Below are 23,611 nucleotides of genomic sequence, written 5' to 3' on the forward strand. Positions count from 1 at the left end.
CATATGTAGACATACTTAAAGAGTAAAGCTTGTACCATTTTTTTTCAATGAATATGTATTAAGTTGACCCTGAAATAATGTATTTGGCATAGAAAGGAGACCATTACACTAACGAATGCTTAGACAGCTAAAAGCCCTTAACAATAAATGTTAAGGGCTTAGTTAATGGTACTTTATTATTTAACTTCTTCCGGAACAGCTAAACCAAGTCCTTCTGCAATGCGAGTTCCGTATTCTGGATCTGCTTTGTAGAAATGGCCGATTTGGCGAAGCTTGATTTCTTCTAATGCAACTGGCTTCATTGCACCAACGATGTTTTCTACTAATCTAGCACGCTCTTCTTCAGACAATAAACGATACAGGTCACCAGCTTGTGTGTAGTGATCATTGTGATCGTATGCAACACTGTCAGCTACACCTGAAACTGCGAATGCAGATGTTTTGTCTTCTGGAGATTCTTTTGGACCACTGAAGCTGTTTGGCTCGTAATAAACAGAGCCTCCGCCATTGCCGTCAAAGCGCATTTGTCCATCACGCTGATAGTTATTCACAGGGCTTTGCGGACGGTTGATTGGCAGTGCATTGTGATTGACACCAACACGGTAGCGATGTGCATCAGCATATGCAAACAGTCGGCCTTGAAGCATTTTGTCTGGAGATGCTTCCACACCAGGTACGAATGTTCCAGGTGAGAATGTTGCTTGCTCCACTTCAGCAAAGTAGTTCTCAGGGTTGCGGTTAAGCACCATACGGCCAACCTCGATTAATGGATAGTCTTTTTGAGACCATACTTTTGTTACATCAAATGGATCGAAGCGGTATGTGTTAGCATCTTCGACAGGCATAATCTGAACATACAATGTCCATGCAGGGAAGTCACCAGCTTCAATTGCATTGAATAAGTCTTCTGTATGATAATCTGGATTTTCACCAGCTAATTTTGCTGCAGTATCAACAGCGAGGTTTTTCACGCCTTGCTCTGTCTTAAAGTGATATTTCACCCAAACTGCTTCTCCTTCTTTGTTTACCCATTTAAATGTATGGCTTCCGAAGCCATGCATATGACGAAGTGTTGCAGGAATACCTCGGTCAGACATTAAAATAGATACTTGGTGCAGGGATTCAGGAGAATGAGACCAGAAATCCCAAACCGCTGTTGGATTTTTCAAATGTGTTTTTGGATCCCTTTTTTGGGTATGGATAAAGTCAGGGAACTTAATTGCATCGCGAATAAAGAATACAGGAGTATTATTACCAACGATATCGTAGTTTCCTTCCTCTGTATAGAACTTAACAGCGAAACCGCGCGGGTCACGAACTGTATCAGAAGAACCTAGTTCACCTGCAACAGTTGAGAAACGGATGAACATTGGAGTTCGTTTGCCTACTTCATCAAGGAAGTTTGCTTTTGTGTATTTAGACAAGTCATTTGTTACTTCGAAGTAGCCGTGTGCTCCAGCACCTTTTGCATGAACAACGCGCTCAGGGACACGTTCTCTGTTAAAATGAGCTAATTTTTCAAGTAAATGTACATCTTGAATAAGAGTAGGACCACGATCTCCAGCAGTCATAGAGTTTTGGTTGTCTCCTACTGGGGAGCCCCAACTAGTTGTTAATTTGTTGTTTGACATACAATCACCTCGTAATTTATTTGTTCTTTATCTTATGTACTTTATAATATCATCTATAATTAAAAAATCAATACTATTTTATAATTATTATAAATAAGTTTTTTAAATGGTTAATAGGATAAAAGACTAAACCCTTTATAAAAGAGTAGAGGAAAGGCTTACATTAAAGTGACATGAAATAACTTCTTTATAGTAAAGGAGAAAATTACATATTGAATGAGAAATAGGCTGTTTATTTCATACTCTTCCAACAACCATCCTATGCGTGATAGTGGTAGAATATTCGCAAGATTAACTAGGATTAGCCATATAATTATTTTATAATGAGTAGTAGAATTGGACGAAACATTTTATACTGTCACGATTAATATAGGGGGCTTCACCTTGGAAAACAAACGAGTACCATTAAGGGAAAAGAGCATCGTGTTTATCGGCTTTATGGGCGTTGGAAAAACGAGTATTGGAAAGCTTGTTGCTAAAAGGCTGTATCGCGATTTTCTAGATGTAGATCATGTAATTGAAGAAGAATATGGCATGCCTGTTTCAAAGATTTTTGAGCAGGTCGGAGAAAAGGCCTTTCGTGAGAAGGAAAAGGAAGTAGTAACAGAGTTGAGTGCAAGAAAGCTTCTTGTACTGTCACTTGGCGGCGGCTCCTTTTTACAGGAGGAAATAAAGAATGCTTGCCTTGAAAACTGTATTGTCATTCATTTAGATCTTTCTTGGGAATCATGGAAGGATAGAATCAGCTTAATTATTGATAGCAGACCTGTTTTGAAGGGGAAATCGCTTGAGGATATGGAAGAGCTGTATCATAAAAGAAAAGAAATTTATGCAGACCATCATTCAAAGGTTGATACAGACAGCAAAGATATGGAAGAGGTTGCGGATTATATTGTAGATTCCTTAAAATATGCATGGGATTTATACGAGCCAAGATAAGTAATAGAAGTTACAACTGAAAAAATAGGGGTGCTTAAATGGTTCAGCCATTAATAATAAGAGATATCGCAATAGGAGAGGGAATTCCGAAAATATGTGCTTCTTTAATTGGAGAGACAGCAAGCCAGTTGAAGGAAGAAGCGCATGTTTTGACTACGGAAAGCGTCGATGTAATCGAATGGCGTGTCGATTTTTTTGAAAAAGCAGATGATAGAAGTGAAGTGCTTCAAACATTAGCAAATATCAGAAGCTGGATAGGCAATATTCCGCTTGTCTTCACATTTAGAAGCAAGAAGGAAGGCGGAGAGAAAGAGCTTGAAAGCGATGCGTATATCGCCCTTAATAAAGCAGCAGCATTATCTGGCGACGCTGATATTATTGATGTAGAGCTTTTTAACAGAGAAGCAGATGTTAAAGAGCTTATTGAGTTTGCACATGCCCATAAGGTTGCTGTTATTGTGTCTAATCATGATTTTGACAAAACACCGGCAAAGGAAGAAATTATTTCCCGGCTTCGCAAAGCGCAGGAACTTGGCGGGGACCTTCCGAAAATCGCGCTCATGCCACAAAGCATGGCTGATGTGATTACATTGCTGGATGCAGTTCAAACGATGAAAGAGCAATATGCAGACAGACCTATTATAGCTATGTCGATGGGAGGACAAGGTTCAATCAGCCGCATTGCCGGCGAAGCCTTTGGCTCTGCACTGACATTTGGTGCGGCAAAAAAAGCCTCTGCACCTGGACAAATTCCCATTCAACAATTAAAAACAGTGTTAGCAATATTGCATGAAAGCTTATGAAAAAAAAGGAGATCCAAGCAGGATTCTCCTTTTTACTATTCAAAAAAAGGAGCAAAGATAGATGGAAAAAGACATGCAGCTGAACGAAGTGGAGCAGATGCTGACAGATTGCAGGCTGTTCTTTGAAACAAATCAAACTTTAGACTATCAATTTCGAGTGGAGCAGTTGAAAAAATTACGTAAATCAATTCAAGAGAATGAGGAAAATCTCATGGATGCATTGCAAACTGATTTAGGGAAGCATCCTTTTGAGTCATACGCAACAGAAATTGGCTTTATCCTGCAAAGCATTACATATACGCTTAAAAACCTCTCTAAATGGATGAAGGTAAAAAAGGTAGGGTCCCCTTTGGCTTTATACCCTGCTAAAAGCTTTATCCGCCATGAGCCATACGGAACAGTTTTAATAATTGGACCTTTTAACTATCCGCTCCAGCTGCTGATTGAACCGTTAATTGGTGCGATTGCCGCAGGGAATTGTGCTGTTTTAAAGCCTTCTGAGCTTGTGCCGGCAACATCAAAAGCAGTAGCTTCGATGATTTCAGCTACATTTGATCCAGCGTTTGTGTGCGCGGTAGAGGGAGGAGTCGAAACGAATAAGGCACTGCTTCAAGGAATGTTCGACAAAATCTTCTTTACAGGAAGTCCTGCTGTAGGAAAGCTTGTCATGAAGGCAGCCGCAGAAAATCTAATCCCTGTTACCCTAGAATTAGGAGGGAAAAGTCCGGCATTTGTTGATGAGTCAGCAGATATTCAAACAGCAGCAAGCAGAATTATCTGGGGCAAAACAATCAATGCTGGCCAAACATGTGTGGCACCAGATTATGTTGTCGTACATGAAAGCATAAAAGAGAAGCTGATGGAAGAAATGAAAGCAACAATAGGCCGTTTTTATGGAGAAACAGTCGAAAAAAGCGAGTATTATGGAAGAATCGTTAATGATAGGCATTTTGCAAGACTTGTACAGATTATTGAAGCAGAGGAAGGAAACATTCTGTATGGCGGGAAAAGTGATGCAAAACAGCGCTTTTTAGAGCCTGCTTTAATACAGGCAGATTGGGAATCACCTTCCATGGAGGATGAGCTTTTTGGTCCAATCCTTCCAATTATTAGCTATACCGACAAACAGGATGTAGTTAGAAGGGTGTCTAAAATGACTAAGCCTTTAGCAATGTATATTTTTACGGGTTCTAAGGAAACGGAGGAATACTGGCTTAATCATATTTCATCAGGCGGTGTTAGTATTAATGATACCCTAACCCATTTGGCCAATCCAGAGCTTCCTTTTGGCGGCATCGGCACTTCTGGGATGGGCTCTTATCATGGAATTTACAGCTTTACTGCTTTTTCTCATAAACGGAGTGTATTGAAAAGGGGGAAAGGGTTAAAAATTACCGAGCTTTTTCCTCCCTATACAGATAAGAAGCTTGCACTTGTTCGCAGATTCCTGAAATGAATACTTATCTCCATACTATGTTAAGATAAAGAAAAATGACTAGTAATGGGGGATTTCATTTTGGAAGGCAAATTATTTGAAGAAGCCTCCACATTCATTCAGATATGTTATACAGAATGGGATAAAGCAGACCAAATAGAATCAAGATTGACAGAAATTAAGGAACAAATTGCAAGGTCTGGGACGTATGAGCATACATATGAGGAGCTGGCTTATGGAGCAATGCTAGCATGGAGAAACAGCAATCGCTGTATCGGCAGATTGTTTTGGAAAAATCTCCATGTCGTGGACAAAAGGACTGTTACAACAGAAGAAGAAATAGGAAAGGCCTTATTAGAGCATATCGCATATGCGACAAATGGCGGTAAGATAAGACCGACAATTACCGTTTTTCCGCAAGAGAGTGACGAAAAATCTGTGCAAATTAAGAACCATCAATTGCTTCGCTATGCGGGCTATAATACAGATTTCGGTATCCTTGGCGATCCTGATTCCCTGTCATTTACTGAATATTGTCAGACATTAGGCTGGGAGGGGAAAGGTACGAACTTTGATGTCCTGCCACTCGTTGTGCAAATCAATGAAAATGATCCAGTGCTGTTTGATATACCGGCGGAATTGATTTTAGAGGTGCCGATCCGTCATCCTGAATATGACTGGTTTAAGGATTTAAACTTGAAATGGTATGCTGTTCCAATCATCTCTAGTATGAGGCTAGAAATTGGCGGGATCTCCTATACAGCCGCTCCGTTTAACGGCTGGTATATGGGAACTGAAATCGGGGCAAGAAATCTTGCGGACGAGAATCGTTATAACATGCTTCCTGCAATTGGCGAAGCAATGGGTTTGCAAACAAGTAAGACTTCCTCATTATGGAAGGACAAAGCGCTTGTTGAGCTTAATATCGCTGTATTGGAATCCTTCCGAAATGCTGGTGTAACAATTGTTGATCACCATACGGCAGCACAGCAGTTCAAAATTTTCGAAGGAAAGGAGCAGGAAGCAGGCAGGGAAGTAACTGGGAATTGGGCATGGCTGATTCCGCCGTTGTCTCCTGCAGCAACCCATATCTTTCATCAGCGATATAATAATGATATAAAGAAGCCGAATTATTTCAACCGTAAAAGTAATTAATGTATATTGTTAGTCTTCACCTTTAAATTCAGTCACACCAAATGTCTGGTTATAATCATAGCCATTAAAGTAAATGTCTAAATCGTGGAAATACCTGTGCAGGCTGCGCATAGCATCCCGATTATCAGCTGCTGCCACAAGCTTGGCAGCTTCTTTTATATGTTCCAAGTCAGCAGCAATGCTGGTGTCATCAATTACAATATTCTCTGCTTGGGACAAAATGCTTTCAGCAGCTTTCTGCTGTTCTGCATAATCAGTTGTTTCAAGTCTGCCCCATCCTAATGTATCATTATAGAAGTCATGCCACTTTGAAATGAAATCATGCCCGCTTGAACCATCTGCTAAAGTGACAATGCTTTTGTCAATCGGTTCATTCACAGCTTCTGTACTCATTTCCTCAGAATCAGAATCAGAATCAGAATTTGTAGCTGCAGTACTAACTGCCGGCTTGTCATTGTCTGTTTTCAAAGTTTTATCCTTTTCCAAGAATATTAGGGTAGCGAAAACAACAGAGGCAGTAAGCCCTCCAACCCCAACAATTATCCCAACAAGCCAAAATATCATTTTCTTCCATTGCAATATTCTCAACCCCTCTAAAGTGGTATCATTTGTGTATAAGTTTAGCATTCGCTAACAGGTTGGAAATTCCTTCATAAAAAGGAAAATATCCTTCTAATTGCATTGTTTGCCATTGCCATAACCAAGCAGGTAATCTCTGTATAGAAAAGGTTTTGCTTGGAAATAGTAAAGAAAAAGGAGAGCTAAGAAAAGGAGTGTTAGCTTGTCTGTTGAAGAAGGGAATATGCCAATCTTTATCAAAAACCAGCTGAGAGCAGATTTGCAATCACTTTTAGCAAATCTCCATGGCTTGTATGAGTCTATCGGGGAAAAGGATTGCTGTGTTTTAAATGATTTTGAGAAAATGAATAAGCAGTTTAAAGGCATTCATAGCTTTGCAGCATCTTATTACTTACAATCCTATCTGGAGCCATTTACAGACTATATGGAAATGCTCACGGTTTCTGCCCAACAATTTTCGGAAAAGCGACACGGTGCTCTGATTGCCATTAAAAGACAGGATAGCCTTGAGACGTTAGTTCACTCAGGTGTCCCGCTTCATGCCCAATTATCATCTAACCTGCTTGAAGCAATCTTTTATCCAGGAAATCCGCTCCATGATGGGGGAGTTCTTATTGATAAAGATATGGTTGTTTCCGCTGCTAATATTTTTCCAACCTCTAAGTTTTATAATGGCAAGGAAAAGCTTGGCACAAGACACAGAGCTGCTATCGGCATAACGGAGCAGTCAGATGCTTTAGTCATCGTTGTTTCAGAAGAAACAGGGAGAATATCCTTTTCCATTGATGGACAGCTTTTTCCAGTTCAAACAAGTGCCCTTATGTAACATATAAATACATTGTATATGGAAAGCTTGAATGACAGAATTCAAGCTTTTTTGTTTTGTTAGCTAAGCCGTTTTCATTAGAAAAAGCAGAACGATAAAGAACAAAACTAGTGTAATGGTAAATAGAATGAGCTTGCTCCTTTTCGGTAACATAATAGGGGTTCGTCCTTCAAGCGGAACAGTACGCTTGCCAATGTAGGTGAATATTCGTGCATATATCCAATAAAGACTGTAAGAATCCCAATAATCCCAGCCGTTTCGAAAGCGAATAAATCCAAGATGCTCTAATATGATTTCCAAACTAAAGGTCCATGAAATAAACACAAAATAGAAACGAAAAGTATCCTTATTTGGTTCAAAACGAATTAAAAAAGCAATAAAAAGGCCAAAATTAATAACCACTGCCGGCAGAATAAACACAACTGGAAGTGCATAACGATAAAACCCATTATAATAAAAGAACAGACAGAGCAGGATGGAAAGGGCAAAATGAATCAGCAAGGTTGTTTGGTAAAAACGGAACCTTCTTCGCAGTACGGCAATGTTTCCTGCCAATCCTAATAAAATAGCTGCAAATAGTATATACCAATTAATATCCACTATTTCACTCTCCTTCATAAACATGAAGATTCCTTATAGTTTCTGCAAAAGCAGGAGAAATATGTCTGTAAAGTGTTTCTTCCAAGCAGATTGATATTCATTCAGAAATAAACCGGATATAATTTAATCGTATGAAAGCGTTTTAAATATGAAGGAGGAGCAAGTCGAAATGGCATTAATTAAATGTGACTTTTTTTCTGAAAGCTTACAATTGAGCACTTCAATGACAGTAATTCTGCCACAGCAAACAAACTCGCAAATTGGGATGAGGAACAATGCTAGTGGAGAAAAGCATCAAACACTTTATCTGCTGCATGGACTTAGTGATGATCATACAGTCTGGACAAGAAGAACATCTATTGAAAGATATGCTGCTCCGTTAGGCCTAGCGGTTGTTATGCCCCAGGTTGACAGAAGCTTCTATACCAACATGGCATATGGCAATAAATATTGGACTTTTTTGACAGAGGAACTGCCAAATGTCGCAAGAGCCTTTTTTCCATTATCGTCAAAAAGGGAGGATAACTTCGTTGCTGGGCTTTCAATGGGCGGATATGGAGCATTTAAATGGGCTTTGAACAAGCCCGATGATTTTATGGCGGCAGCAAGTCTATCTGGTGCAATGGATGTGGAAACCCTTAAGGATAGAGCAGAAGGAGATCTTTTCAGACTCATATTTGGCGATGACAGTATTTTAGGAACAGAGCATGACTTGTTTTCTCTCATAGAGAAAGTGAAAAATCGTCAGGTAAAACCTTCTCTTTACCAATGCTGTGGAACAGAGGATTTCCTGTTTGAGGATAATAAGCGATTTAAACAGGCCTGTGAACAGACTGTGATTGATTATACTTATGAGTTTAGCCAAGGTGTACATGAATGGGGGTACTGGGACAGAAAAATTCAAGATGTCCTCGAATGGCTGCCAATAAGAAGGCAATAGTAAGTGCCGGTGGGAGTACCACCAGCATATACTACGATAATTCTTTTTGAATGGCTGCAACTATGCTGCTGAGCTCAAAGGGAACAGGCTGTTTAAAGCGTTCGGAAACAGCAGCGGTTTTTGCGAGTACAGTAATGCTTTCAAGAGGGTGTCTTCCAACGGCACTCTCCGCTGACAGCATAACAGCATTTGTGCCGTCTTGAACTGCTTGAAAAACATCGGTCACTTCTGCCCTTGTCGGAACGGCGTTTTCTGTCATTGATTGGAGCATTTGGGTTGCAGTCACTACATATGTTTCTCTGTTTGCACATTCCGCTAGTATTGCTTTTTGCAGCAAAGGAATCCAGTAGTAAGGCAGTTCTACCCCTAAATCTCCTCTTGCAAGCATAATTGCATCCGCTTCTTCACAAATTTTCGTAAATGCGGTTACTGCCTCCAACGTCTCAATTTTTGCCATCAGCTTTGGCGGTGTATTGGTGAAAGTGCTGACATATTTTTTAATATGCTGTAAATGGACAGCCTGCCGAATAAAGGAGCATGCAATAATATCAACATGATGCTTCACAAGAAATTCAATATCTCCTTTATCCTTTTCTGTTATGGCAGGTAAAGATAATGAGGTGCCAGGGACATTTACGCCTTTTCGTGAAGCAATCATTCCCCCTGCTTTTACAATGGTTTTGGCAGTGTTTTCGTCTATCTCGATAACATTCAGCTCTACCTCACCATCATTAATAAGCACTCTGCTGCCGACCTTTATATCCTTGATAAGTCCCTTATAGTCAACACTTGCACGAGATTCGTCTCCAATAATCTCTTCGATAGTTAACGAGAAACTGTCTCCCTCATTCAATACAGCTTTGTCTTCTTTTATTTTTCCTAAGCGAATCTTTGGTCCTTGCAAATCTCCCAATATGCGAACATTGCTTCCTGTAGTCTTGTTTATATCTCGAACCATTTCCATAACCGCGAGATGATCTGCTTGTGTGCCATGGGACATATTCAAGCGGACAATCGTCATGCCTTTTTCAATAAGACCTTGAAGAATTTTTTGGTTATTGCTTGCAGGTCCGATAGTACAAACTTTATCGATCATAAAGCTGTCTCCTTTAAAGTTATTTTCGATAGTATAACCTGCTGAAAGATTCTAATCCCCATGTACAAAAAGTTCATTTCTTACGTATTTGCTTGCTAAGTTGATAGGTGAGGGGTGTTTTTTTTTTTACAACAGTGAAAGAAAATCAAAAAAATGGGCGAAACTGCATGATATAATGATACTTACTATGCTACTACAAAAGGAGGAGAAGGCTTGGCTAATAAAACACATGGATTATTGAATGGCTGGACGCTTCTAGCAGATAAATCCTACAAGCTGTTCGCAAATCAAAATTCCTATGTCCTGCTGGATGAAGAAAATGATGTAGCGATGCAATTTACTGTGACAGACCAGGAGTTTGAAGTGCTCTCATCTAATTGGAACTTACATTTCAAGATGATTCCAGCATTTAAGACAGTCAAAATTTTGAACATACCCACTGAAGAGTAATTTGCAGCTGTATAGAAGTGTTAAGCTAGCCGTAAACAAGATTAGGCTAGTTTTTTTATGTTTTTTGAATAAATGGAAGGTAACATTATAGTAATAAAAAAACTCCTTTTTTTCTTATGTATTTATTAATAGCTTGACAAACAAATATTTACATAAAATGCAAAAACTATTTTCGCGATATATGGGTGTTTTATAGGGTGTGTCATGATAGATAACTAGGATAAATTAATCATTTTAATCAAAATTATACAAATTATCTAATTTTTTTACAAAATTCTAGTGAGAATTTTACAATACTACGATATCTTTAATTGGTAAGACAATTTTCGACCAAGGAGGATATAAATGAAGGGGAAACGTAGTTTTAGAATTTTGTCAATATTGCTAATTTTCACTTTGGTTTTACCCAGCTTCTTAGGAAATTTTACCCCAAGTGTTTTTGCTGCAAGCCAAACGGCTGATGACTTATTTATTTCTGAATACATAGAAGGCAGCTCAAACAATAAAGCACTCGAAATCTTCAATGGAACAGGCAGTGAAGTAGATCTTGCCAACTACAGCCTGGTACTTTATGCAAATGGCAAGACAGACCCTAATACAACATTAAAGCTTGAAGGAAAGCTTGCAGATGGAGATGTGTATGTTATTGCACATAGCTCTGCTAGCGCAGCTGTAAAGGAAAAGGCTGATATATTGCATGGTGTTGTCAACTTTAATGGCGACGATGTAGTGGAGCTGAAGAAAAATGATACAGTCATCGACGTGTTCGGCACTGTCGGCATGCAGGAAAAATGGGGAGATGGTGCTGCTGAAAACCATACTCTGATTCGCAAAAGCTCTGTAACAAAAGGAAGCGTTGGCACTGAATTTGATCCGGCGGTAGAATGGGATATCTTTGATATTGACTATTTTGCTGACCTTGGCAAGCATGCTTTTGGAGATGCTGATAATGGAAGTGAAGCTCCAGGAGAAGACGGAGAGGAAACTCCTTCTGTGCCTGCGGATGTTATGTCCATTTCAGATGCACGCACAAAAACAGGACAAGTTGTAACTGTTGAAGGTGTTGTAACTGCTGATAATGACAGCATCGGCGGCGGCAAGCTGTCAACTTACATCCAAGACGAGTCTGCAGGCATTAACTTGTTTGCGAGCAATGCTGGCACTTTCCCTGCTTTAAAAGAGGGACAAAAAGTAAAAGTAACAGGGAAAGTTACAGAATATAATAAATTGCTAGAAATAGCACCGAATGCTGATGGCATTGAAATTGTTTCGGAAGGAAACGATGTACCAGCACCAATTGAATTCTCATTGGAAAAGTTGAATGATGCTAGCCTTGCTGAGCAAAAGGAAGGCCAATTAGTTAAATTTAAAGGATACGTTCAATCCGTTCCTGCGACTCCTGCTGGAGGTGGCTATAATGTTTCCGTTATTGATGAGAACTTTAATGGAACAACATTAAGAGTGATGGAAGGAACACAAGCTATTTCTGCTATGGAAGCAGGTAAATGGTATGAGTTTACAGGTGTATTAAGCCAGTATAATACCTATCAGGTATTGCCAAGAAAGGCATCTGATGTGCGATTGCTTGCTAGTCAGCCTGAAGCTCCAACCTCTGCAGGAGAATATGAATCTACTGTTAGCAGTGTAGTAGATGGAGATACTATTCACCTTTCAACACCAGTACTTGGTGCAACAAAAGTGCGTTACGTTAATATTGATACACCAGAAACGTACCACACTCCAAAAAATGAAGCGGATGAAAGCCAACTGGAGCATGGTCAAGCAGCGAAAACTTATTTGAATACGCTGCTGCAGCCAGGAGATAAAGTAATCGTTAAAGTCGGAGACGAGGCAACAGATGATTATGGAAGACTGCTAGCTCAAATAATCCGCAAAAGCGACAACTTAAATACAAATCTAGAAATGGTCAAACAAGGATATGCGACTACTTATTTCATTTGGCCGGTAGGTGATGGAGAGGAATATAATCAATATCAATCTGCTGTTAAAGAAGCAATTGATAATAAAAAGGGCATTTGGAATCCAGAAAATACGCTAGCAGAATTGCCTTTTGAATTTAGAGCAAGAGAGCAAGGTAAAGGATTGTTAAGATATGTCGGAAATTCTGACAGTAAGGAATTTGTAGAGCCTGCTAAATTTGCAGAAGTTCCTGTCGAAAAACGAATCTTCTTTGCAAGTGCAGAAGAAGCAGAAAAAAATGGCTATAAAGCTAAAAACCCAAGTAACAATGAAAATATTAAACTACAGCTTTTAAGTGTTAATGATCTGCACGGCAAAATCAGCGAGGAATATGCAGATGGATCAAACACAATTGGCAGAATTGATTATTTAGCCACGTATTTACGTGAGAGAGAAGCTGAAAACCCAAATACATTGCTTGTACATGCTGGTGATATGGTAGGCGGAAGTCCGCCTGTGTCTGCATTGCTGCAAGATGAGCCTACAGTTGAAATTATGGAATCAATAGGGTTTGACGTTGGGACTGTCGGTAACCATGAGTTTGACGAAGGTGTGGACGAAATGCTTCGCCTCATTAATGGTGGAGACCATCCTAATGGAACAGAAAACTATGATGGCATTAATTTCCCAATGGTAGCAGCAAATGTAGAATACAAGGATACTGGCAAGCTAGTGCTGGACCCTTATACTATTAAAGAAGTAGAAGGTGTTAAAGTCGGCTTTATCGGTGTTGCAACTACTGCTACACCAAATATGATTATCAGTAAGGGCAATGAAAATCTAAGTTTCACAGATGAAACAGCAGCAATCAACAAATTTGTACCTGAGCTGCAAAGCCAAGGTGTGGAAGCAATTGTTGTCCTTGCGCACGTACCTGGTAATCAATCAGGCGAAGGTGCAACAGGTGATATTGCTAATATCGCTAATAACGTAAACGATGCAGTCGATGTTATTTTTGCTGCCCATAATCATGTGAAAATCGATGCCGTTGTCGACAATAAGCTGATCGTTCAAGCAGGTGAGTATGGCAAAGCATTCGCAGATGTTGAACTGGAAATTGATCCAGTGTCAGGCGATATTGTGAAAAAATCTGCTGATATCGTTGATGTAGTGCAGGAGGGTGTTACACCAGATGCAGAGGTTGCAGCAATCCTGAACAAGTATTCGGAGAAAGTTGGGCCGAAGCTTAATGAAGTGATTGGTAACGCTGCAACATCAATGGAAGGCGGCTATGCAACAAAAGGAGCTGTTGGCGATAATGCGCTCGGAAACTTGATTGCAGATGGCATGCTAACAGCAATGGACAGTGACTTTGCATTGATGAATGGCGGCGGAATTCGTGATGATTTAAATGCAGGTGATATTACTTGGAACGAGCTGTTCAATATTCAACCATTTGGCAATACATTAGTTAAGCTAGATATTAGCGGTGCTGACTTAAGAGAAATTCTGAACAGTCAATTCAGCAGTTATGGCCCTGATGTCAGTATTGGCGGCTTCTCTTATACATGGGACAGCAAACAAGGCTCATTCGGTAAAGTGGTTGATATCTTCTTACCTAATGGAGATAAAATCGATCCAAATGGCAGCTACACAATTACAGTAAATAACTATATGTACCCACATAGCAGTGATAAATACTTGCTTGCAAAGCTTGGTGAAAACCCTGTTCAAGGTGGAGAAGACCTGCAAGCGACTGTTGACTATGTGAAAAGCTTCAATGGACCGATTTCCTATAATACAGGAAGAATTTCCGAAGTGAATGCTACTGATGGTCCAAAAGGCAATATTGCAGCACAGCTTTTAGGCGTAAATGATTTACACGGTAAAATAGATGTGACAGGCACAGTAGATGGTGTGAATTATGGTTATGCATCTTACTTGGCAACATATTTGAAGCAGCATGAAGCAGAAAACGAAAACACATTACTTGTACATGCAGGTGATATGATTGGTGGAAGCTCACCAGTTTCTGCACTGCTGCAAGACGAGCCGACAGTTGAGATAATGGAAGCATTAGGCTTTGATGTCGGTACTGTTGGAAACCATGAGTTTGACGAAGGTGTGGACGAGATGCTTCGCATGATTAATGGCGGCGAGCACCCGAACGGCACTGCAGGCTATGACGGCATGAACTTCCCAACAGTTGCCGCGAATGTGGAATATAAGGATACAGGCAAGCTAGTGCTTGATCCATATACAATTAAAGATGTCGGTGGCGTGAAAGTCGGCTTTATCGGTGTGGCAAATATTGATACACCAAGCCAAATTATTGCAAAAGGAAATGAAAATGTTCGTTTCACAGATGAATCAGAAGCGATCAATAAATATGTACCTGAGCTTCAAAAGCAAGGAATTGAAGCAATTGTAGTTGTTTCTCATGTTCCTGGTAACCAGGATGCAAACAGTGGAGAAATCACAGGAACTATCGCTGATATCGCGAACAAAGTGGATGATGCAGTCGATGTTATCTTTGCTGCCCATAATCATGTGAAGATAAACGGTTTAGTCGATAATAAACTGATTGTTCAAGCATGGGAATACGGCAAGGCGTTTTCTGATATTGATTTAGAAATCGATCCAGTTTCAAAGGATATCGTAAAAAAATCTGCGGAAATAGTAGATGTGAAGCAAGAAGGAGTTACACCAGACGCTGAGGTGCAAGCAATTCTTGATAAATATCAAGACATAGTTGGTCCTAAGCTGAAGGAGGTTGTTGGAGTAGCGGCAACAGATATTCTAGGTGGTTATGCTTCTAAAGGTGAAGTCGGTGACAATGCGCTTGGAAACTTAATTGCTGACGGCATGGTTGCAGCAATGGACAGTGATTTTGCATTGATGAATGGCGGCGGAATTCGCGATGACTTGCTACAAGGTGAGATCACTTGGGAGGAATTGTTTAATATCCAGCCATTCGGTAATACGCTAGTGAAATTAGAGCTGACAGGTGCTGAATTAAAGGATGTACTCAATACCCAATTCAGTTCATACGGACCAGATGTCAGTATTTCAGGCTTTAAGTACACATGGGATTCATCAATTAGTGAATTTGGAGAAGTAGTTGATTTAATGCTGCCTGACGGTTCAAAATTAGACTTGTCTAAAACTTATACAGTTGTTGTTAATAACTATATGTATCCGCACACTACGGACAAGTACCGTTTAAATGAATTCGGTGAAAATCCTGTACAAGGACCAGATGACCTGCAGGCGACTGTTGATTTTGTTAAATCATTTACAGACCCGATTTCTTATACGGCAGAAAAGCGGATTTCTGAAATAACAGATGAAGATACAGAAACACCAGGTGAAAATCCAGAAACACCAGGTGAGAACCCAGAAACGCCAGGTGGAGACACAGAAACACCAGGTGAGAACCCAGAAACGCCAGGTGGAGACACAGAAACACCAGGTGAGAACCCAGAAACACCAGGTGAAGACACAGAAATACCAGGCGAAGACACAGAAACGCCAGGTGAGAACCCAGAAACGCCAGGTGAAGACACAGAAACGCCAGGCGAAGACACAGAAACACCAGGTGAAGACACAGAAACGCCAGGCGAAGACACAGAAACGCCAGGCGAAGACACAGAAACGCCAGGTGAAGACATTAAACCAACGCCTGTGCTGCCAAATACAGCAACAATGGACTACAATTATCTTCTAATTGGGTGTATGATGCTAGTAGTAGGAAGTATTGTACTATTCGTAAAAAGAAGAAAGGCGTAAGCTAATAATGAAAAAATTGAAATGGTTTGCCCTCCTGCTCATAGCAGGAGGAGCGGTTTTTCTTGGATTAGGAGCTTGGAATATAGCTGAAACAAAGGTGAAAACAGAGCAATCATTATCAAAGGCAGAAGCTGTGGTTAAGGAGAAAAAAGACGATTGGGTGGACGAGGAGCAGGACGATCGGTTCGTACCTCCTACAGGGGAATCTGTCGGTATTTTGGAAATACCAAAAATCGAAGGGACTTTGCCGATTGTAGAAGGAACAGATCCTGATGATCTGGAAAAAGGTGTCGGCCACTTCAAGGGCAGTTATTATCCGAACGAAAATGGCCAGATTGTCTTATCAGGACATCGTGATACGGTGTTCAGAAGGGCTGGTGAATTAGCGCTTGGTGATGAGCTGAGAGTTGTGCTTCCATATGGCAGCTTCTCCTATGAAATTACCTCCACAAAAATTGTCGAGGCAGATGATCAGACTATTATCACCTTGGATAATACGAAAGAGGAGCTCGTTTTAACCACTTGCTATCCTTTCAGTTATGTTGGCAATGCACCACAGCGCTACATTATTTATGCGAAAAAAGTGTAAGAAAAAACGCAAACTCGAGCGAGTTTGCGTTTTTTCTTATGGATTAGTTGACCACATACCAGAAGTTTTAATAAATACACGAGAGTTAAGCTTTAATTGTGCCACCATGTATTCAGCTAAATCTTCCGGCTGCATTACTTTTTCCGGATTTCCGTCTGTCAGATTTGTTTCAATAGCAAGATCTGTAGCTACCGTGCTTGGTGTTAATGCAGTTACACGGATATTATGTTTGCGAACCTCCATCATTAACGATTCAGTCAAACCTAATACGGCGAATTTAGATGCACTATACGCACTTGTTACAGGTGCACCTTTTTGTCCTGCTGTTGAAGAAATATTGATAATGTCTCCAGCTTTTCTTTCAATCATTCCTGGTAATACTGCTCTTGTCACATAGTAAGTACCCATTAGATTAACCTTAATGATGTTTTCCCATTCATCAGCAGCAAGGTCAAGGAAGCCGCCAAACTTAGCAATACCAGCATTATTGATTAATATATCTATTTGCTTTAATTCAAGACTGATACTCTCAACAGCAGCAATAACAGACTGGTTGTCAGACACATCAGCTGTTGCGATTGAAACAGACACACCGTATTGCTTTACTTCTGCTGCAACCTTTTCTAAATTCTCTTTCGTTACACCGATTAATCCTAAATTAACGCCTTCTTGTGCAAGTGCAATAGCTGTTGCACGGCCGATACCTCTGCCAGCACCTGTGATTAATGCTGTTTTTCCTTTAAGTGATTGCATATTTCGTCTCCTTTTTTCTTTAAATATAAGCAAAGTAAAGCTGCCTAAATAAAGCCAAAGCCAATATACTATATAATGGAACCATTATACAATCAATTGGCTTTGGCATTTAAGGCAGCCTTTATTTTTTATTCCAAATTTGCATGCTTGCCATACATTGTATTGGAATCTAAATGCTTTACTTCCATGTATTTTAAGATAACGCTATCCAGTGTAAGCAGCATAAGCTGTTCAAACAATGAGCCCATCGGCTGAATTGTTTGGAAATCACTGTTGGTTTTATCCTTAGGTGATCCAGGCAGCTTGATTGCTGAATCTGCAAGCTTTCCGATTGTAGATTCAGGGAAAATAGTAACAGCAATTACTGTGCCGCCAATACTTTTAGCCTTTTCTGCAATAGAGATAAGCCCTTTAGTTTCACCAGAACCAGTGCCGATAATCAATAAGTCTTCTTTTTCGAAGTTGGCTGTTACCGTTTCGCCGACAACATATGCATCAATTCCCATATGCATCATTCTCATCGCAAATGATTTTAGCATAAATCCAGAACGTCCGGCCCCTGCAACAAAGACTTTTTTCGCAGACAAAATGGCTTCAACAAGGTTTTCAGTCTGCTCGTTTGAAATAAGGAAAGAGCCTTCCTTTAACTCAGTTAAGACCGTCTCCAAGTATTCCGTTGTGTTCATGGCAATTACCCTTGAACGATTAATTCTTTGAACTTAGCAGCAGTTTCACTTAAGTTTTCTTGGCCAGTGATTCCGCCACCAACAATAACTAAATCAGGCTGTGCAGCAATAACCTCTGGAAGTGTATCTAACTTGATACCACCTGCAACAGCAGTTTTTGCGTTTTTGACAACGCTTTTGATTGCTTTTAAATCTTCGAAAGAGTTTTTGCCGACTGCTTGCAAATCATAGCCAGTGTGAACGCAAATATAGTCAACACCGAACTCATCTAGTTCAATTGCACGTGCTTTAATATCTTTCACTGCAATCATATCTACAAGGATTTGTTTGTTTTGTTTTTTCGCTTCTGCGACAGCACCTTTGATAGATTCATCTTCTGCAACAGCAAGAATAGTGACGATATCTGCGCCTGCAGCAGCAGCTTGGCTTACTTCATAGCCAGCAGCGTCCATAATTTTTAAGTCAGCAAGAACTGTTACGTTCGGGAATGCGTCCTTTAATTCTTTAACAGCACGAAGGCCCTCATTGATAACGACAGGTGTTCCAATTTCAACCACATCAACATGTTCTGCTACTTGAGATACTACTTCAATTGCTTGTGGGATATTAACTAAATCTAATGCCAATTGTAATTTCATTATATACACTCCTTTTATTTAGGGCTTTTTATTATTAACCTAATTAAGATTATTAACCTAATTAAGCCGCCTTAATTACTATTTCTTGTACAATGTCGATTATACGGCTTATAATTTTAATACGTAAGTACGCACTTTTTTTTTATATAGTGCCTAAAAGTATACTAAGTATGGAAAAAGGAATGGAGGAGTGTCTATGAGCCGCATGGAGGACAAAGTCTTCAATTGTGAGAAAGAGCTGACTTTAGGTATTATTGGAGGAAAATGGAAGATGTTGATTTTATGGCATCTTGGCAAAGAGGGAACGAAAAGATTTGGTGAATTAAAGGCATTAATGCCAGGAATTACCCAAAGAATGCTCGTGAACCAGCTTCGAGAGCTAGAAGAAGATCTGATAGTAAAGAGAGTCGTTTATCCAGTTGTACCCCCAAAGGTCGAGTATTCCCTTACAAAAGAAGGGGAAAGCTTAATGCCTATCCTCGACAGCATGTACAATTGGGGCAAAAATTATATCGAAACCGTTCTGGACAGTCCGCCTGAAATCAGAGAAATAAATACAAATTAATTTATATAAAAAAAGGGTGCATCTATTGATGCACCCTTCGTTTATTTGCGCTTGGTCACGACAGCAATCGTGCAGCGGGAAATGCAAATGAGTTTGCCTTCTTCATCCTGAATTTTTATTTCATAGACCATACTGCTTTTTCCTTGGTGAATCACAGTGGCAATAGCTGTTACGATGCCGTCTTTTTTTGAGCGGATATGATTTGCGTTAATTTCCTGACCGAAGACAGCGTGTGTTTCCAAGTCGACAAGGCTCGCTGCACCTAAGCTTGCGACCGTTTCTGCCAATGCGACAGACGCGCCCCCATGCAAGTAACCAAAAGGCTGTCTTGTTCTTTCATCAACAGGCATTGTAGCAATACAGGTGCCGTCTTCTCTTACTTCTGTTATTTCAATTCCTATTCTTTCCATAAGTGTGTTTTCATTCGTAAATTTCATATGTATTAGCCCCTTCATTTTGAGGTCATTATAGCATAGTCTCATTAGATTGAGAAAAAATATGAGAATCAAAAGAAACTGATTGACATAAAAACAAAGAGAAAGTTAAAATGTTTAATAGTTAAGTGTTTGAACTATTACTTGGGGGTGAACGCAATTAGCAGCAAAAAAATTAAAGACGTGGTCGATAGGTATGTAGACATCAACTTCTCCGTGAATCGGAAATTGGATAATCTCATTAGGATGGAAATTGGTGATGTGCTTACATGTGAACAGCATTACACAATGCGCCATATAAACCAAGTGGAAATTTGTACATCGTCTGAACTGGCAGCAGTTTTTGGTGTCAATAAAAGTGCAATCACATCTATCATCAACAGACTTTTTGAAAAAGAATGGATTGAACGCACAAGGGATGAAAAAGACCGAAGAGTTATTTATCTAACATTAACGGACAAAGGCTCTGCTATTTTTACAAAAATGGAAGAGCGGATTCATCGCTTAGTGGAAAGCCTTATTAATAAATTTGATGATCAGGAAATCACGAGCTTTTTAGCAACGTTTGAAAAGCTGGACAAATTAATAGAAGAAAATAAAGAGACGAAAACGGAGGTTGGCGAGTGAATAGCATTTTGAAAGGAAAATGGATTGTTCTTGTTCTGTGGATTGTTGTTATAGTTGGTCTGTTTATGATTGCACCCAATATGGGAGACCTTGTTAGAGAAAAAGGCCAGGTCAGTGTACCGGATACTTTCTCCTCTTCCAAGGCAAGCGAGATTATGGATGAAATCCAAAGTCAGGAGAATCAAGGTGATCAATCGTCAGTGGCCCTTGTTTTTCATAGCAGTAAGAAGCTAACCGCAGAGGAAAAAACAGAAGCTGAAAAGGCAGTAAAGAAGCTGGATGCAGATAAAGAAAAGCTTGGCATTACAGAAATTCTTTCCTCCTTCACAGATGAAAGCCTTAAGGACCAGCTTGTTTCTGATGACGGCAAAACGATCCTTGTTTCGTTGAAGGTAAGCTGGAATGACAGAGAAGCGAAAGAGGTCAGTGAGGCTTTATATGCTGAATTAGACGATTTTAAAGTGGACCATTATTATACGAGCAATTGGATGATTGATCAGGATTTAACAACAAGCTCTGAAGAAGGCTTAAAGAAGACAGAAGGAATAACAGTCGTGTTTATCCTTGCTGTTCTGTTAATCGTGTTTCGTTCTGTCATAGCACCGTTTATCCCGCTTGTGACAGTTGGCTTGAGCTACTTAGCATCACAATCAATTGTTTCCATTCTTGTTGATAAATTTGATTTCCCTATTTCCAACTACTCGCAAATTTTCCTTGTTGCCGTGCTGTTTGGAATCGGAACAGATTATTGTATTTTATTATTAAGTAGATTTAAAGAAGAAATGATGCACCGCGAAAGTGTTGCAGAGGCTATTGTTGAAACATACCGCAATGCTGGCAGAACAGTGTTCTTTAGCGGTGTAGCAGTTATGGTCGGCTTTGCTGCAATCGGATTCTCACAATTTAAGCTATATCAATCTGCTTCTGCTGTTGCTGTTGGGGTTGCATTATTATTAGTTGCCTTATTCACTGTAGTTCCAGCAATTATGGTACTGCTTGGGACAAAAATCTTTTGGCCATCAAAGGGCAGTGCAGAGCATGGGGACAGCAAGATTTGGGCAATTGCTGGAAGGTTCTCCTTAAAGCGACCGCTTCTTGCCCTTGTAATTGTTGCGGCAATCACCGTTCCATTCCTTGTTACATATGACGGAACATTGTCATTTAACTCGTTGGATGAAATCGGCGATGATGCACCATCCATCAAAGCGTTCAATGCAATAGCAGACAGCTTTGGTCCAGGTGAATCAATGACAACAACCATTACAATCAAAAATGATGAAGAAATGGACTCTATTGAGTACTTAGGTTTAGCAGAAAACATCAGTAAAGAATTAGAGAAGGTTAATCTCGTTAAAAATGTCCGTTCTGTCACAAGACCAACTGGAGAACCAATTGAGGATCTTTATATTTCCAAGCAGGCCGAATCATTGGAAGAAGGCCTCGGTGAAGGAAAAGACGGCATTGATCAAATAAGCGAAGGCTTGCATGAAGCAGGAGATCAGCTGTCTAAATCAGGCCCTCAGCTAAGTGGAGCTACAAGCGGCATCAATGATTTGATTAAGGGGACGGATGAAATAAAAACCAACTTAGGTACAATACAGACGAACCTTGCGAAAATTGAGGATGGCATTCGTCAAAGTTCTGCTGGCTCTGATGAAATTAAGGCAGGACTGGAAGGAGTAAAGTCAGGTGCTGAACAGGCGCTGGCTCAGCAACAGCTGCTATTAACTGGGTTTGAGGATGCTGAGAAGAAAATAAGCAATGCTATTGCTGGGATTAATACTATTGAAGGAAGTATACAAAAGCAATTAGGTGATGTAAGTGAAGTGAATGGAACATCATTCCAAAAGCTTGAAAAGGACTATACAAATATTAGCGAAAATGAAAATTATAAAGTTATAAAAGATACTTTGGCGAAAACAGAAGGAACATTAACTGTTGTTAATAGCAGCATGGAAGAATTGCATGGTGGATTAACACAATTGCAGGATAAAGTCAGTGCAGTCAACGGACAGCTCTCAGAAGCTGTTAAAGGTCAGTCACAGATTGTTACAGGCCTAGAACAGCTCATCGCAGCCATCGAAAAACAACAAGCCGGCTTAAACCAACTAGCTGACGGCCAAGGCCAAATCGTCGATAACATGCCTAAGCTCGTAGGTGGTCTAATAAGTATCAATGATGGACAACAGCAGCTGCTTGATGGATTTGGTGATATTAACGGACAGCTTGGTGATTTGACTAAAGGCTTGAATCAAAGTGCTGATGGGCTTGATCAAGTGTCAGACGGCTTGAATTCAGCAACAGATTATCTGTCAGGATTATCTAAAAATGACCAAAATCAATTTTATTTGCCACAGGAAGTACTGGAAAGTGATGACTTCAAAGGGGCATTGGATACTTATTTATCTAAAGATAATAAAATTATGACAATGGACGTAGTCTTTTCAGCAAATCCCTATTCTAATGAAGCAATTGACCAAGTTGACGACATAAAGGATTCAGTGGAAAAGGCGACAGCAGGAACAAAATTAGAAAACGCGGAAGTAGCAGTTGGCGGCATTACGAGCACAAATGCGGACTTACGTGCAATGTCTAATGAGGATTATTCAAAAACGGTGCTGTGGATGCTTGTCGGTATCGGAATTGTTCTTATCTTCTTATTCCGTTCTATCATCATGCCAGCCTATATTATTGGTTCTCTTATTCTTACATTCTACACAGCAATGGGAATCAATGAAGCAATCTATGTAAATCTGTTAGGATATACGGGAATCAGCTGGGCTGTTCCATTCTTCGGATTTGTTATTCTTGTCGCGCTTGGAGTAGATTACAGTATCTTCTTGATGGATCGCTTTAATGAATACAGAGATTTATCTATTGGGGAAGCGATGCTTGAAGCGATGAAGAAAATGGGAACTGTTATTATTTCAGCAGCTGTCATTTTAGGAGGAACATTTGCGGCGATGATGCCATCAGGCATGCTTTCACTGCTGCAAATAGCAAGCATTGTATTAGTTGGCTTGTTCCTTTATGCATTGATTATTCTCCCGCTATTCATACCTGTAATGGTTAAGAATTTCGGTGAAGCAAACTGGTGGCCATTTAAAAGGCCGAATAAAGAATAAAAAGAGAACGGGAATCCTTTGATTCCCGTTC

20 protein-coding genes are annotated in these 23,611 nt (G+C 40.0%); 12 read left to right on the forward strand and 8 right to left on the reverse strand.

Annotated elements, in window-relative coordinates:
- Positions 1-176: 176 nt before the first annotated feature.
- Positions 177-1,631: a catalase KatA gene (gene katA, locus CEQ21_RS16440; RefSeq protein ID WP_185765459.1), complete on the reverse strand. Its 1,455-nt coding sequence runs from the start codon at positions 1,629-1,631 to the stop codon at positions 177-179.
- Positions 1,632-2,069: 438 nt separating this feature from the next.
- Between katA and CEQ21_RS16445 the strand changes: the two genes are divergently transcribed.
- From CEQ21_RS16445 to CEQ21_RS16460, 4 genes are all read left to right on the forward strand, one after another.
- Entirely contained in the window at positions 2,070-2,570 is a 501-nt protein-coding gene (locus tag CEQ21_RS16445) for a shikimate kinase (RefSeq protein WP_396898672.1), read from the forward strand.
- 38 nt (positions 2,571-2,608) lie between these two features.
- The gene (gene aroD, locus CEQ21_RS16450) at positions 2,609-3,373 is read left to right on the forward strand and encodes a type I 3-dehydroquinate dehydratase (RefSeq protein WP_185765460.1); all 765 of its coding nucleotides are present in this window, start codon (positions 2,609-2,611) and stop codon (positions 3,371-3,373) included.
- 61 nt (positions 3,374-3,434) lie between these two features.
- Positions 3,435-4,829 (forward strand): aldehyde dehydrogenase, encoded by a 1,395-nt coding sequence (locus tag CEQ21_RS16455; protein ID WP_185765461.1) that lies wholly within the window; start codon positions 3,435-3,437, stop codon positions 4,827-4,829.
- Between the two features lie 45 nt (positions 4,830-4,874).
- Positions 4,875-5,963 (forward strand): nitric oxide synthase oxygenase, encoded by a 1,089-nt coding sequence (locus tag CEQ21_RS16460; RefSeq protein WP_185765462.1) that lies wholly within the window; start codon positions 4,875-4,877, stop codon positions 5,961-5,963.
- Between the two features lie 9 nt (positions 5,964-5,972).
- Here the strand turns inward: CEQ21_RS16460 and CEQ21_RS16465 are convergent, their stop codons facing one another.
- The gene (locus CEQ21_RS16465; protein ID WP_185765463.1) at positions 5,973-6,542 is read right to left on the reverse strand and encodes a hypothetical protein; all 570 of its coding nucleotides are present in this window, start codon (positions 6,540-6,542) and stop codon (positions 5,973-5,975) included.
- Positions 6,543-6,744: 202 nt separating this feature from the next.
- Here CEQ21_RS16465 and cdaS point away from each other — a divergent pair, with 202 nt between their 5' ends.
- Complete coding sequence (cdaS, locus tag CEQ21_RS16470; RefSeq protein ID WP_235907274.1) at positions 6,745-7,368, forward strand: sporulation-specific diadenylate cyclase CdaS; 624 nt, start codon at positions 6,745-6,747, stop codon at positions 7,366-7,368.
- Between the two features lie 63 nt (positions 7,369-7,431).
- Here cdaS and CEQ21_RS16475 read toward each other — a convergent pair whose 3' ends face one another.
- Positions 7,432-7,968 carry a hypothetical protein gene (locus tag CEQ21_RS16475; RefSeq protein ID WP_185765464.1) on the reverse strand — a complete coding sequence of 179 codons (537 nt, stop codon included), beginning with the start codon at positions 7,966-7,968 and terminating at the stop codon, positions 7,432-7,434.
- Positions 7,969-8,137: 169 nt separating this feature from the next.
- Here CEQ21_RS16475 and CEQ21_RS16480 point away from each other — a divergent pair, with 169 nt between their 5' ends.
- Positions 8,138-8,908 (forward strand): alpha/beta hydrolase, encoded by a 771-nt coding sequence (locus CEQ21_RS16480; protein WP_185765465.1) that lies wholly within the window; start codon positions 8,138-8,140, stop codon positions 8,906-8,908.
- Between the two features lie 31 nt (positions 8,909-8,939).
- Here CEQ21_RS16480 and pyk read toward each other — a convergent pair whose 3' ends face one another.
- Positions 8,940-10,004: a pyruvate kinase gene (pyk, locus tag CEQ21_RS16485; protein ID WP_185765466.1), complete on the reverse strand. Its 1,065-nt coding sequence runs from the start codon at positions 10,002-10,004 to the stop codon at positions 8,940-8,942.
- A gap of 213 nt (positions 10,005-10,217) precedes the next feature.
- On the opposite strand from pyk, the gene CEQ21_RS16490 reads away from it, so the two are divergent.
- From CEQ21_RS16490 to CEQ21_RS16500, 3 genes are all read left to right on the forward strand, one after another.
- Positions 10,218-10,454 carry a hypothetical protein gene (locus CEQ21_RS16490; protein WP_185765467.1) on the forward strand — a complete coding sequence of 79 codons (237 nt, stop codon included), beginning with the start codon at positions 10,218-10,220 and terminating at the stop codon, positions 10,452-10,454.
- A gap of 345 nt (positions 10,455-10,799) precedes the next feature.
- Positions 10,800-16,163 carry a 5'-nucleotidase C-terminal domain-containing protein gene (locus CEQ21_RS16495; RefSeq protein WP_185765468.1) on the forward strand — a complete coding sequence of 1,788 codons (5,364 nt, stop codon included), beginning with the start codon at positions 10,800-10,802 and terminating at the stop codon, positions 16,161-16,163.
- Between the two features lie 7 nt (positions 16,164-16,170).
- Positions 16,171-16,752, forward strand: coding sequence for a class D sortase (locus tag CEQ21_RS16500; protein ID WP_185765469.1), 582 nt, complete (start codon positions 16,171-16,173; stop codon positions 16,750-16,752).
- Between the two features lie 36 nt (positions 16,753-16,788).
- On the opposite strand, the gene CEQ21_RS16505 is transcribed toward CEQ21_RS16500, so the two are convergent.
- From CEQ21_RS16505 to hxlA, 3 genes are all read right to left on the reverse strand, one after another.
- Positions 16,789-17,505, reverse strand: coding sequence for a 3-ketoacyl-ACP reductase (locus CEQ21_RS16505; protein WP_185765470.1), 717 nt, complete (start codon positions 17,503-17,505; stop codon positions 16,789-16,791).
- Positions 17,506-17,633: 128 nt separating this feature from the next.
- The gene (gene hxlB, locus CEQ21_RS16510; protein WP_185765471.1) at positions 17,634-18,191 is read right to left on the reverse strand and encodes a 6-phospho-3-hexuloisomerase; all 558 of its coding nucleotides are present in this window, start codon (positions 18,189-18,191) and stop codon (positions 17,634-17,636) included.
- Positions 18,192-18,196: 5 nt separating this feature from the next.
- Positions 18,197-18,829 carry a 3-hexulose-6-phosphate synthase gene (gene hxlA / locus CEQ21_RS16515; RefSeq protein WP_185765472.1) on the reverse strand — a complete coding sequence of 211 codons (633 nt, stop codon included), beginning with the start codon at positions 18,827-18,829 and terminating at the stop codon, positions 18,197-18,199.
- Between the two features lie 196 nt (positions 18,830-19,025).
- Between hxlA and CEQ21_RS16520 the strand changes: the two genes are divergently transcribed.
- Entirely contained in the window at positions 19,026-19,394 is a 369-nt protein-coding gene (locus CEQ21_RS16520; protein ID WP_127738061.1) for a winged helix-turn-helix transcriptional regulator, read from the forward strand.
- A gap of 41 nt (positions 19,395-19,435) precedes the next feature.
- Here CEQ21_RS16520 and CEQ21_RS16525 read toward each other — a convergent pair whose 3' ends face one another.
- Positions 19,436-19,831, reverse strand: a complete 396-nt coding sequence (locus CEQ21_RS16525; RefSeq protein ID WP_185765473.1) for a hotdog fold thioesterase — start codon at positions 19,829-19,831, stop codon at positions 19,436-19,438.
- A 243-nt stretch (positions 19,832-20,074) separates the two neighbouring features.
- Here CEQ21_RS16525 and CEQ21_RS16530 point away from each other — a divergent pair, with 243 nt between their 5' ends.
- Together CEQ21_RS16530 and CEQ21_RS16535 are read left to right on the forward strand one after the other, a co-directional pair.
- Positions 20,075-20,455, forward strand: coding sequence for a MarR family winged helix-turn-helix transcriptional regulator (locus CEQ21_RS16530; RefSeq protein WP_235907275.1), 381 nt, complete (start codon positions 20,075-20,077; stop codon positions 20,453-20,455).
- Positions 20,452-23,580: an MMPL family transporter gene (locus CEQ21_RS16535; protein WP_185765474.1), complete on the forward strand. Its 3,129-nt coding sequence runs from the start codon at positions 20,452-20,454 to the stop codon at positions 23,578-23,580. The genes CEQ21_RS16530 and CEQ21_RS16535 overlap by 4 nt, the downstream gene beginning before the upstream one ends.
- The last annotated feature ends 31 nt before the right edge of the window (positions 23,581-23,611 follow it).

This window comes from Niallia circulans, assembly GCF_007273535.1.
GTDB lineage: Bacteria > Bacillota > Bacilli > Bacillales > Cytobacillaceae > Niallia > Niallia circulans_B.